General features: G+C 71.3%; 9 protein-coding genes and 1 pseudogene. 5 read left to right on the forward strand and 5 right to left on the reverse strand.

The genetic code is table 11. The annotated features are described in order from the left end of the window. Positions 1–195 precede the first annotated feature (195 nt). Entirely contained in the window at positions 196–1,521 is a 1,326-nt protein-coding gene (locus ACWEN3_RS29770) for a DUF2252 domain-containing protein (protein ID WP_452976862.1), read from the reverse strand. A 234-nt stretch (positions 1,522–1,755) separates the two neighbouring features. On the opposite strand from ACWEN3_RS29770, the gene dnaE reads away from it, so the two are divergent. Continuing rightward, positions 1,756–5,295, forward strand: a complete 3,540-nt coding sequence (gene dnaE / locus ACWEN3_RS29775; protein WP_452976864.1) for a DNA polymerase III subunit alpha — start codon at positions 1,756–1,758, stop codon at positions 5,293–5,295. Between the two features lie 70 nt (positions 5,296–5,365). Here dnaE and ACWEN3_RS29780 read toward each other — a convergent pair whose 3' ends face one another. Beyond that, the gene (locus ACWEN3_RS29780; protein WP_452976866.1) at positions 5,366–5,545 is read right to left on the reverse strand and encodes a hypothetical protein; all 180 of its coding nucleotides are present in this window, start codon (positions 5,543–5,545) and stop codon (positions 5,366–5,368) included. A gap of 225 nt (positions 5,546–5,770) precedes the next feature. Here ACWEN3_RS29780 and ACWEN3_RS29785 point away from each other — a divergent pair, with 225 nt between their 5' ends. The 4 genes and pseudogenes from ACWEN3_RS29785 to ACWEN3_RS29800 all read left to right on the forward strand — a co-directional run bounded on the left by ACWEN3_RS29785 (position 5,771) and on the right by ACWEN3_RS29800 (position 9,645). Then, the gene (locus ACWEN3_RS29785; RefSeq protein WP_452976867.1) at positions 5,771–6,988 is read left to right on the forward strand and encodes an NYN domain-containing protein; all 1,218 of its coding nucleotides are present in this window, start codon (positions 5,771–5,773) and stop codon (positions 6,986–6,988) included. A gap of 81 nt (positions 6,989–7,069) precedes the next feature. Then, entirely contained in the window at positions 7,070–8,083 is a 1,014-nt protein-coding gene (locus tag ACWEN3_RS29790; protein ID WP_452976869.1) for an ABC transporter ATP-binding protein, read from the forward strand. A gap of 64 nt (positions 8,084–8,147) precedes the next feature. Further along, positions 8,148–8,969, forward strand: a pseudogene (locus tag ACWEN3_RS29795) (ABC transporter permease). 34 nt (positions 8,970–9,003) lie between these two features. After that, positions 9,004–9,645 (forward strand): AAA family ATPase, encoded by a 642-nt coding sequence (locus ACWEN3_RS29800; protein ID WP_452976871.1) that lies wholly within the window; start codon positions 9,004–9,006, stop codon positions 9,643–9,645. Between the two features lie 198 nt (positions 9,646–9,843). Here the strand turns inward: ACWEN3_RS29800 and ybaK are convergent, their stop codons facing one another. The 3 genes from ybaK to ACWEN3_RS29815 all read right to left on the reverse strand — a co-directional run. After that, on the reverse strand, positions 9,844–10,344 hold the full coding sequence (gene ybaK / locus ACWEN3_RS29805) for a Cys-tRNA(Pro) deacylase (RefSeq protein WP_452976873.1): 501 nt from the start codon (positions 10,342–10,344) through the stop codon (positions 9,844–9,846). 18 nt (positions 10,345–10,362) lie between these two features. Further along, entirely contained in the window at positions 10,363–11,103 is a 741-nt protein-coding gene (locus tag ACWEN3_RS29810; RefSeq protein WP_452976874.1) for an LON peptidase substrate-binding domain-containing protein, read from the reverse strand. Positions 11,104–11,114: 11 nt separating this feature from the next. Further along, positions 11,115–11,895, reverse strand: a 781-nt coding sequence (locus ACWEN3_RS29815; protein WP_452976876.1) for a hypothetical protein, incomplete at its 5' end; no start/stop codon positions are given.

Consider the following 11,895-nt stretch of genomic DNA (forward strand, 5'->3'; position numbering starts at 1 on the left):
CTTGCGGCCGAGCCGGCCGGACTCCACCAGGCGGCGCTGGGCCAGGGAGGGCGTGAAGCGCACGTCCTGGAAGAAGGACCGCCATACCGACTGCGCACGGCTCTGAGCTGGGTCCCGGAGATGTCCATAGCGATAGCAGAGTGTGTCACGTATGGGCGTAAGGGACCCCTAAGGGTGACGGTGAAGGCGCGAAGGTCACAGCCCCGGGATCCGGCCGTTGCGGAACAGGTCGACGAAGATCTGGTGGTCCGCACGCGCGCGCGTGCCGTAGCTGTGCGCGAAGTCCACCAGGAGGGGCGCGAAGCCCTCCTCGTCCGCCGCGAGGGCCGCGTCGATGGCCCGCTCGGTGGAGAACGGCACCAGGGACTCGCCGGACTGGTCGTCCGCCGCCGCGTGCATGGCGGCCGTGGCGCGGCCCAGGTCGGCGACGACCAGCGCGATCTCCTCCGGGTCGTCGATGTCGTCCCAGTCCAGGTCGACCGCGTACGGCGAGACCTCGGCGACCAGCTGGCCCGCGCCGTCCAGCTCGGTCCAGCCCAGCCAGGGGTCCGCGTGCGCCTGGAGGGCGCGCTGGGAGATCACCGTGCGGTGGCCCTCGTGCTGGAAGTACCCGGCGATGGCCGGATCCGTGATGTGCCGGGAGACGGCCGGGGTCTGGGCCTGCTTGATGTAGATCACGACATCGTTCTCCAGGGCGTCGCTGTGGCCCTCCAGGAGGATGTTGTACGACGGCAGGCCGGCCGAGCCGATGCCGATGCCCCGGCGGCCCACGACGTCCTTCACCCGGTAGGAGTCCGGGCGGGCCAGGGAGGAGTCCGGCAGGGTCTCCAGATAGCCGTCGAAGGCCGCGAGGATCTTGTAGCGGGTGGCCGCGTCCAGCTCGATGGAGCCGCCGTCCGGCGCGAAGCGGCGCTCGAAGTCGCGGATCTCGGTCATCGAGTCGAGCAGCTCGAAGCGGGTGAGGGCGCGGGCGTCACGCAGCGCGTCGAGGAGGGGACCCTGCGCGGTGTCCAGCGTGAAGGGCGGCACCTCGTCGCTCTTGGCGCCGGTGGCCAGGGCGTGGATCCGCTCGCGGTAGGCGGCCGCGTAGATCGTCACCAGCTCGGTGATCTGCTCGTCGCTCAGCGCCTTCGCGTAGCCGACGAGCGCGATCGAGGCGGAGAAGCGCTTCAGGTCCCAGGTGAAGGGGCCGACGTAGGCCTCGTCGAAGTCGTTGACGTTGAAGACCAGGCGGCCGTTGGAGTCCATGTACGTGCCGAAGTTCTCCGCGTGCAGATCGCCGTGGATCCACACCCGCGAGGTGCGGTCGTCCAGGTACGGGCCGCCCCGCTTCTCCGCGTCGAGGTCGTGGTAGAAGAGGCACGCCGTGCCCCGGTAGAACGCGAAGGCCGAGGCCGCCATCTTCCGGAACTTCACCCGGAACGCGGCCGGGTCGGCGGTCAGGAGCCGGCCGAAGGCGGTGTCGAAGACGGCGAGGATCTCCTCGCCGCGCTGCTCGTCGTTGAGCTGGGGGACCGACATCGCGGGGTGCCTCCTGGTGCGGGAGTGGTGCGTGGATGTGCATCAATGGGTACGACAGCGCTTCCGCCGTCTCCAACGGGCGACGCCACGCGGGAGTGCCCGGTTCCCGCATGAAGGTACGCAGGGACAGCCCCCGAGTGTCAGTGCCGGGGCATAGACTTCGACGCTGTCCCCCGGTCCGTCCGCAGCCGGTCGGAAGATCGTCGACACCCGTTCTCCTTGGAGGCCCGAACCGTGTCAAAGCCGCCGTTCACGCACCTGCACGTCCACACCCAGTACTCGCTGCTGGACGGTGCCGCGCGGCTCAAGGACATGTTCAACGCCTGCAACGAGATGGGCATGACGCACATCGCCATGTCCGACCACGGCAACCTCCACGGGGCGTACGACTTCTTCCACTCCGCGAAGAAGGCCGGGGTCACCCCGATCATCGGGATCGAGGCGTATGTCGCCCCCGAGTCCCGGCGCAACAAGCGCAAGATCCAGTGGGGCCAGCCGCACCAGAAGCGGGACGACGTCTCCGGCTCCGGCGGTTACACCCACAAGACGATGTGGGCCGTGAACAGCACCGGCCTGCACAACATCTTCCGGCTCTCCTCCGACGCCTACGCCGAGGGCTGGCTGCAGAAGTGGCCCCGGATGGACAAGGAGACCATCGCCCAGTGGTCCGAGGGCATCGTCGCCTCCACCGGCTGCCCCTCGGGCGAGGTCCAGACCCGGCTGCGCCTCGGCCAGGAGGAGGAGGCCCTGAAGGCGGCCGCCGACTACCAGGACATCTTCGGCAAGGACCGGTACTTCCTGGAGCTGATGGACCACGGCATCGAGATCGAGCACCGGGTCCGCCAGGGCCTCCTCGACATCGGCAGGAAGCTGGGCATCCCCCCGCTGGTCACGAACGACTCGCACTACACGTACGCGCACGAGGCGGGCGCCCACGACGCCCTGCTGTGCATCCAGACCGGCAAGAACCTCTCCGACCCCGACCGCTTCAAGTTCGACGGCACCGGCTACTACCTGAAGTCCACGGACGAGATGTACGCCATCGACTCCTCGGACGCCTGGCAGGAGGGCTGCGCCAACACGCTCCTCGTCGCCGAGATGGTGGACACCACCGGCATGTTCGAGAAGCGCGACCTCATGCCGAAGTTCGACATCCCCGAGGGCTACACCGAGGTCACCTGGTTCAAGGAGGAGGTCCGCCGCGGCATGGAGCGCCGCTTCCCCGGCGGCATCCCCGAGGACCGCCAGAAGCAGGCGGACTACGAGATGGACGTCATCATCTCGATGGGCTTCCCCGGCTACTTCCTCGTCGTCGCCGACTTCATCATGTGGGCCAAGAACAACGGCATCGCCGTCGGCCCCGGCCGAGGCTCCGCGGCCGGCTCGATCGTCGCCTACGCCATGGGCATCACCGACCTCGACCCGATCCCGCACGGTCTGATCTTCGAGCGGTTCCTCAACCCCGAGCGCATCTCGATGCCCGATGTCGACATCGACTTCGACGAGCGCCGGCGCGTCGAGGTCATCAGGTACGTGACGGAGAAGTACGGCGCCGACAAGGTCGCCATGATCGGCACCTACGGCAAGATCAAGGCCAAGAACGCGATCAAGGACTCCGCGCGCGTCCTGGGCTACCCGTACGCGATGGGCGACCGGCTCACCAAGGCGATGCCCGCCGACGTCCTCGGCAAGGGCATCGACCTGAACGGCATCACCGACCCCTCGCACCCGCGCTACAGCGAGGCGGGCGAGATCCGCGGGATGTACGAGAACGAGCCGGACGTGAAGAAGGTCATCGACACCGCCAAGGGCGTCGAGGGCCTGGTCCGGCAGATGGGCGTGCACGCCGCCGGCGTGATCATGTCCAGCGAGACCATCACCGAGCACGTACCCGTCTGGGTCCGGCACACCGACGGTGTGACCATCACGCAGTGGGACTACCCGAGCTGTGAGTCGCTCGGCCTGCTCAAGATGGACTTCCTGGGTCTGCGCAACCTCACGATCATGGACGACGCGGTCAAGATGGTGAAGGCCAACAAGGGCCTCGACATCGACCTGCTCTCCCTGCCGCTCGACGACCCGACGACCTTCGAACTGCTCCAGCGCGGCGACACCCTCGGCGTCTTCCAGTTCGACGGCGGTCCCATGCGCTCGCTGCTGCGGCTGATGAAGCCGGACAACTTCGAAGACATCTCCGCCGTGTCGGCCCTGTACCGCCCGGGCCCGATGGGCATGGACTCGCACACCAACTACGCGCTGCGCAAGAACAAGCTCCAGGAGATCACCCCGATCCACAAGGAGCTGGAAGAGCCCCTGGAAGAGGTCCTCGCCGTCACCTACGGCCTGATCGTCTACCAGGAGCAGGTGCAGAAGGCCGCCCAGATCATCGCGGGCTACTCGCTCGGCGAGGCCGACATCCTCCGCCGCGTGATGGGCAAGAAGAAGCCCGACGAACTGGCCAAGAACTTCACGATCTTCCAGGCGGGCGCGCAGAAGAACGGCTACAGCGACGAGGCCATCCAGGCCCTGTGGGACGTGCTGGTCCCCTTCGCCGGCTACGCGTTCAACAAGGCGCACTCCGCCGCGTACGGCCTGGTCTCGTACTGGACCGCCTACCTCAAGGCGAACTACCCCGCCGAGTACATGGCCGCGCTGCTGACCTCCGTCAAGGACGACAAGGACAAGTCGGCGGTCTACCTCAACGAGTGCCGCCGCATGGGCATCAAGGTGCTCCCGCCGAACGTCAACGAGTCCGAGTCCAACTTCGCCGCCCAGGGCGACGACGTGATCCTCTTCGGCCTCTCCGCCGTCCGCAACGTCGGCACCAACGTCGTCGAGTCGATCATCAAGTGCCGCAAGGCGAAGGGAAAGTACAGCTCCTTCCCCGACTACCTCGACAAGGTCGACGCGGTGGTCTGCAACAAGCGCACCACCGAATCGCTGATCAAGGCCGGCGCCTTCGACACCATGGGCCACACCCGCAAGGGGCTCACCGCGCAGTACGAGCCGATGATCGACAACGTGGTCGCGGTCAAGCGCAAGGAGGCCGAGGGGCAGTTCGACCTCTTCGGCGGCATGGGCGAGGAGACCAGCAGCGAGCCCGGCTTCGGACTCGACGTGCAGTTCGCCGACGAGGAGTGGGACAAGACCTATCTGCTCGCCCAGGAGCGGGAGATGCTCGGTCTGTACGTCTCCGACCACCCGCTCTTCGGTCTGGAGCACGTGCTGTCCGACAAGGCCGACGCGGGCATCGCCCAGCTCACCGGCGGCGAGCACGCGGACGGCGCGGTCGTCACCATCGGCGGTATCATCTCGGGCCTGCAGCGCAAGATGACCAAGCAGGGCAACGCCTGGGCGATCGCCACCGTGGAGGACCTCGCGGGCTCCATCGAGTGCATGTTCTTCCCGGCCACCTACCAGCTGGTGTCCACCCAACTCGTCGAGGACGCCGTGGTGTTCGTCAAGGGCCGCCTCGACAAGCGCGAGGACGTGCCCCGGCTGGTCGCCATGGAGCTGATGGTCCCGGACCTGTCCAACGCGGGCACCAACGCGCCGGTGATCCTCACCATCCCGGCCACCAGGGTCACTCCGCCCATGGTCAGCCGCCTCGGCGAGATCCTCAGCCACCACAAGGGCGACAGCGAGGTCCGCATCAGGCTCCAGGGCCCGCGCAAGACCACCGTGCTGCGTCTGGACCGGCACCGGGTCAAGCCCGATCCGGCGCTCTTCGGCGACTTGAAGGTGCTGCTCGGCCCGTCCTGCCTGGCCGGCTGAACCCACCGAACACGAAGGGGCGCACCCTCCACGGGTGCGCCCCTCGGTGTGCCTGGGCTTCAACTGCCCTTTAGTTGTGGCCGAAGCTCTTCTGCTTCTTGCGAGCAACATCCGCGGGGCTGCCCTGGATGTGCGTCACCGGCGACTCGTCCGTCTCCGGCGACGTCCGCTGCGCGTGCTCGTGAGCCTGCTCGGCCTGCGGCGCGCGGTTCTGCGGGCCACCCTGCTTGCGGTTCTTGTTCTTGGCCATGGTGATCTGCCTCCTGAGGGGGATCTAGGGGCCAGGGCCGGGACCAGATTCACATACGCTGACATCAGGCGCATGTCGGATAATTACCGTGTGTGACAGGGCAGGTGGGCGAGCGGGAACCGCAAACGCCACGCCGAAGATCGAGTTCGGGCCGTTAACCCCCGCGCCGTCGGGCAGACTCGAAGGAAGTCCGAAGCAAAACCTGCCGGGAAGAGGGTGAGTCGCGTGGACCGATGCATCGTCCTGGTGGACGCCGGGTATCTGCTGGGAGCCGCCGCCAGCCTCCTCGCCGGCGAGCCCTCGCGGTCCCGGATCACCGTGGACCACACCGCGCTGATCCAGGCCCTGCGCGAACGCGCGGAGTCCGACACCGAACGCCCTCTCCTGCGCATCTACTGGTTCGACGGCGCCCCCGACCGGGTCCCCCAACCGGAGCATCGCCGGCTGCGCGTCATGCCCCGGGTCACCGTCCGGCTCGGCGCCCTCACCCGCAGTGACGGACGCTGGGCGCAGAAGGGCGTCGACGCGGCCATGCACGCCGAGCTGACCGAGCTGGCCCGCAACCGCGCCTGCTCCGACGTCGTCCTCGTCACCGGCGACGGCGATCTGCTGCCCGGCATGATGGCCGCCAAGGAGCACGGGGTCGCCGTCCATCTGTGGGCCGTCCAGGCCGCCGACGGCGACTACAACCAGTCCGAGGACCTGGTCGCCGAGGCCGACGAACGGCGCGTGCTGGACCGGGCCTGGATCACCCAGGCCGTCCGCGCCAAGGAGCTGACCGGCGTCTGCGCCCCGCCGCCCGCGCCCCGCCCCGAGATCGCCGCGATCCTCTCCGCCCCGCTGCCCGAGTCCGGGCTCGGCGCGGCCGCCGAGCCGCCCGCCGAGCAGGGCGCGCACCCGCCGGCCGCCGCGGAGAACGGCGCCCAGGAGCGCGTGCCCGCACCCAAGGGCGTACCGACTCCCAAGGACCTCGCCGCGCTGCGCGCACCCGGTACCCAGCCCGTGCAGCATCCCGCCACCGCGACCCTGCGCTGGTCCTCCGACAAGGGCTGGGTGGACCGGCCGGGCGCGGCCCCCGAGCCGCCCGAGGTCGCCTCCATGCCGACGCTGGCCCAGCTCACCACCGCCGAGCAGCGGTGGGCGGACCGGGAGGAGGACATCACCACCGTCGGCGGCGACCCGTACGAGGTGGGACAGGTCTTCGCCCGCCGCTGGATGTCCCGGCTCGGCGACCAGACCCATCTGCAGCGGCTGTCGCAGATGTATCCGCGCGTCCCGCACCGCATCGACGGCGAGCTGCTGCGCTACGCGGCCCGCTTCGGACTGCTCGCACACAAGGACGACCAGATCGACGAGCACGACCGTTACGCCATCCGGGCGGGCTTCTGGCGGGAGATCGACGTGCCCGCGGCGACCGAGCACCACGCACCCGCCGCGGACTGAACCGAGCGGCCGCCCCGAAGACGGGTCGCGCGGCCGCCCCAAAGACGAGTAAAGGCCCCGGACCCCGTACCCTCGTCCCTTGTGAGTACGCGCGCGGCACAGGCACTTCGGCATGACGAGGTCGTACGCGTGCGCGGGCTCAGCAAGACCTATCCGGCCGTGAAAGGGCGGCGCGGCGCGCCGGGGGCGCCCGAGGTGCGGGCCACCGACGGGGTGGAGCTGGACGTACGGCGCGGGGAGGTCTTCGGGCTGCTCGGGCCGAACGGCGCCGGCAAGTCCACCCTCGTACGCCAGCTGACCGGGCTGCAGCGGCCCGACGCGGGCAGCGTGGAGATCCTCGGGCACGACATCGTGCGCCACCCCGAGCGGGCCGCGCGGATCCTCGCCTACCTCGGCCAGGAGTCCTCCGCCCTCGACGAGCTGACCGTCTCCCTCGCGGCCGAGACAACGGGACGCCTGCGCGGCCTGGACGTGCGGCGCGCCCGCGCCGAGCGCGACGCCGTACTGGAGGAACTGGGGCTCACCCCGATCGCCGCGCGGGCGCTGAAGAAGCTGTCCGGCGGACAGCGGCGGCTCGCCTGCCTCGCCGCCGCCCTCGTCGGCGAGCGCCCGCTGCTGGTGCTGGACGAGCCGACCACCGGCATGGACCCGGTGGCCCGGCGCGCGGTGTGGGCGGCCGTGGACCGACGGCGCGCCGAGCGCGGTACGACCGTGCTGCTGGTCACCCACAACGTCATCGAGGCCGAGACCGTACTGGACCGGGTCGCCGTGCTCGACCAGGGCCGGGTGATCGCCTGCGACACCCCCGCCGGGCTGAAGGAGCAGGTCGCGGGCGAGGTGCGGGTGGAGCTGGTGTGGCGGGAGCGGGCGCCGCTCGAGGTGCCCGAGGTCGCCGTCCTGCGCGAGCGCGCGGTGGAGTCCGGCCGGCGCTGGACGCTGCAGCTCGCGCCCGAGGAGGCCCGCGCCGCCGTCGCCACCGTGACCGGCGGGGCCGCCTTCGCCGCCCTGGACGACTTCACCCTCGCCACGCCCAGCCTGGAGGACGTCTACCTGGCGCTGGGCGGCGCCGCGCGGCAGGGGCTGGTGAAGGCATGAGCGCACCGGCCGGGCGCCGCGTATGGATGTACGCGACTGCCGTAGGGAAGAGGAGCAGCTCGTCGTGAGTGTCGTACCCGCGGAGGTTCTGCCGGGCGGAGCCCGGGCCGTGCCGGAGGCGGCACGGGGCGCGGCCGAGCTCGCGCCGGCCGCCCGTCTGTAGCCGTCACTGGTGGCCGTGTACCGGGCGCAGCTGTCCCGGGCCCGGGTGGCGCGGATCCCGCTGCTGTTCGTGGCCACCTTCCAGTCCGTGGGCATCACCGTGATGATGCGCGGCGTCGTCGACAACGGGAGCGAGGCCGAGTCCGTGGTCGCGGGCTCGTCGGTGCTGGTCGTCGCCTATGTGGCGCTGAACCTGCTGTCGCAGTACTTCGGGCAGCTGCGGGCCAGCGGCGGGCTCGACCACTACGCCACCCTGCCGGTGCCGCCGGCCGCGGTGGTGTTGGGCGCGGCGGGGGCGTACGCCTCCTTCACCGTGCCGGGGACGCTGGTCACCGCCGTCTTCGGGTGCGCCCTGTTCGGTCTTCCGCTGTCCAACCTGTGGATCCTGCTGGCCGTGATCCCGCTCGCCGGGGCCGCGCTGTCCGGGCTCGGCGCCGCCTGCGGGCTGCTCGCGCCCCGGCCGGAGCTGGCCACGCTGCTCGGGCAGCTGGGCATGTCGGCGGCGCTGCTGCTGGGCGTGCTGCCGGCCGACCGGATGCCGGAGATCGTCCGGCTGGCCCGGGACCTGCTGCCCTCCACCTACGGCGTGGAGGCATACGCCCGCACCTTCGGGGCACACCCGGACTGGGCCGTCGTCCTTGCTGACCTGGGGGTGTGCGCGGGTGTCGGAGTGGTCTCGCTGGCCGTGGCGACCTGGGCGTACCGCAGGGCCGCCGTCCGGTGACGCGGCGCACAGCACGACCTGGCACGATGTCAGGGTGACCGCACCGCTGACTCCGCCCACGCCACCGCACGACGACTCCCCGCATCAGGTCCGGCAGGCGCCGCCGCCCGCCGGAGCGCCGGTCGAGGGCAGCTACGAACAGGACGGCCCCGGGATGAAGACCGAAGCGCGGGAGGCCGCCGTGATCGCGGTGGCGGTGGCGCTGGGCGGGGTGCTGCTCGGACTGCTGTGGTGGTGGCTCGCTCCGCATGTGCCGCTGGTCGGTGACCGGGTCGGCAAGAGCTGGGTCGTCTACCTCAAGGACACCGAGGGGGAGCAGGCGATCGGGGTGGACGGAACGTTCACCCTGCTGGGACTGGCCTTCGGTGCGGTCAGCGCGGTCGTGGTGTTCCTGCTGCGGCGGCGCGGGGGCGTTCCGCTGGTGGTCGGGCTCGGCGTCGGGGGCCTGCTCGCGTCGCTGCTCGCGTGGCGGCTCGGCGTGTGGCTCGGCCCCCAGTCCGACGTCATCGCGCACGCGAAGGCCGTGGGCAAGGGGGTCACCTTCCCGGCGCCGCTGAAGCTCGGGGCGAAGGGCGCGCTCCTCGCGTGGCCGCTGGCCGCGCTGCTGGTGCATCTCGGCCTGACGGCGTTGTTCGGACCGCGCGACCCCGAGCCGATGTACCCGGAGCAGCCCTAGCCGCCCCGCCGCGCCCGCACGGTCCCCGTCCACCCGGTCACCGGGACCCCGTCCACCAGGCCACCGGGCATCGTGACGGCGCCCACGTGCGGTCCCGTGCGCCCGGCCTCCGGGACCCGGCGACCGCGATGGCGCTCCTCCGGGACCCTGCGATCGTGAAGGCGCACCCCTCCGCGGGCCTCGCGCCCGAGGGGCGTCTCAGCCCCGTCCGATGGGCGCCAGCACCGCCTCCGTCAGCTTGGCCAGGTCTCCCGGTGCCAGCTCCACCTCGAGCCCCCGGCGGCCCGCCGAGACGCAGATCGTCGGGTGGGACCCGGCCGAGTCGTCGAGGACCGTGGTGAGCTTCCTGCGCTGGCCCAGGGGGGAGATGCCGCCGCGGACATAGCCGGTGGTGCGCTCGGCGAGGGTCGGGTCGGCCATGGCCGCCCGCTTGCCGCCCACCGCGGCCGCCAGGGCCTTCAGGTCCAGGGACCCGGCCACCGGGACCACGCCGACCACCAGGGAACCGTCCACGTCGGCCACCAGGGTCTTGAAGACCCGGTCGGGGGAGACGCCCATCGCCTCGGCCGCCTCCTCGCCGTAGGAGGGGTGGGACGGATCGTGGTCGTAGGCGTGGACCGTGAAGTCCACGCCCGCCGCGGTCAGGGCGACCGTCGCGGGCGTCCCCCCAGACTGCTGCTTCTTCGGTTTCTTCGCCATCGGTGGGTGCCGGTTCCCTCAGTTCAGACTGGTCGGCGTCCGCGTCAGCTCGAACGCGGGCAACGACGGCAGGTTACGGATGATGGCGGTCTCCCCGCGAAGGAGTTTCAGCTCGTCCCGGAGCCGGGAGGCGGTGTCCGGGGCCTGCAGCAGGCGCTGCTTGGTCGGCGTGTCGTGCACCATCGCGGCCGCCACCAGATACGACACCACGCTCGGGTCGTCCGGGAGGTCCCCGCCCGTCGACAGCGAGCGCTCACGGGCGCCCGCCAGGCGCTTCTGGTACTGGCGGAAGGCCCGCAGGACGCCCTCGGCGAGCGCGCCGGCCTCGTCGCCCGGCTCCTCCTCCAGTTCCTCCAGCTCCGCCATGAGGAAGGGCCCGGACGCGTCCACGGACAGCAGCCGTACCCGGGTCGTACCGGTGGCCAGCACCTCGAAGGTGCCGCCGGTGCGCTCCCGGATGGTCGCCGCGTCCGCCACACACCCCACCCCGTGGAAGGCCTTGAGCGGATCCGGGCCGAAGCCCGCGGACGGGCCCCGCTCCGGCTGGGCCGTGGGGTCGGGCATGCCGGGGGCGCTCGGCGCCACCTCGTGGCCGTCGCGGATGGCCACGACGGCGAACCGGCGCGGCTCCTCCTCGGGGGTCTTCAGCAGCTCGCGCATCATGGCGCGATAACGCTCCTCGAAGATGTTGAGCGGCAGCACGAGCCCCGGGAACAGCACCGAGTTCAGTGGAAAGAGCGGGAGACGGGCGGTGGTCACGGCGCCCCAGCCTAATGGTCACCGGCGCGGACATGTCCGCGGTGCCCGCCGAGTGGTTCCGCCCGGGCCGTCGGCAGCCCGGCCGGGGCGGGCGCGGCGCCCGCCGAGAGCAGGTGCTCGCGCAGGCCCAGGAAGTGGCCGAGCGGGTCGTCCGAGAACCGGTCCCACGGGAAGGACGTGGCGTACGGGCCGATCAGGGTCAGCTGGGCGCGGGCGTCCTCGCGGCGGTCCAGCCGCAGCAGGACGTACAGCAGCTTGTTGCGGACCTCGGCGGGCCACGGGTCGGCCGCCGCGAAGCGCGCGGACAGGGCGATCGCGCGGTCGGCCGCCGCGTCCAGCCGTTCCCGCGTCTCCCCGGCCCCGCAGCCGTCGGTCAGATAGCCGAAGGCCGCCCGGGCCGGCAGCGCCTGGACGAGCGAGTCGGCCGGGGCGTCCTGCGCGGCGAGCTCGGCGAAGTCGAGGCACTCGCGGTGCGTGGCGCTGGGGGCGTGCGGGGTGTCCCCCCACCGGACACAGCAGAAGGCGGCCAGATAGCGAAGGGCGGCCACATGGCAGCCGTAGTGGTGCGGGGCGCGGCGGACCGCCGCCTCCCACAGCTCCTCGAAGTACCGGTGCCCGGCCCGGGAGCCGCGCGCGTGGTCCAGCGCGATCCGCCACGGCACCGGGTCGCGGTCGTCGGCGCGGGCGGCGGCGGTGATCAGCGGGCTCACCTCGCGCAGCAGCCGTACGTGAAGGTGTCCTGGTCGAAGGCCGGCGCCGGGCACGTCGGCCCCAAGGGCGCGACGGTGCCGC

The organism is Streptomyces sp. NPDC004561, from assembly GCF_053602155.1.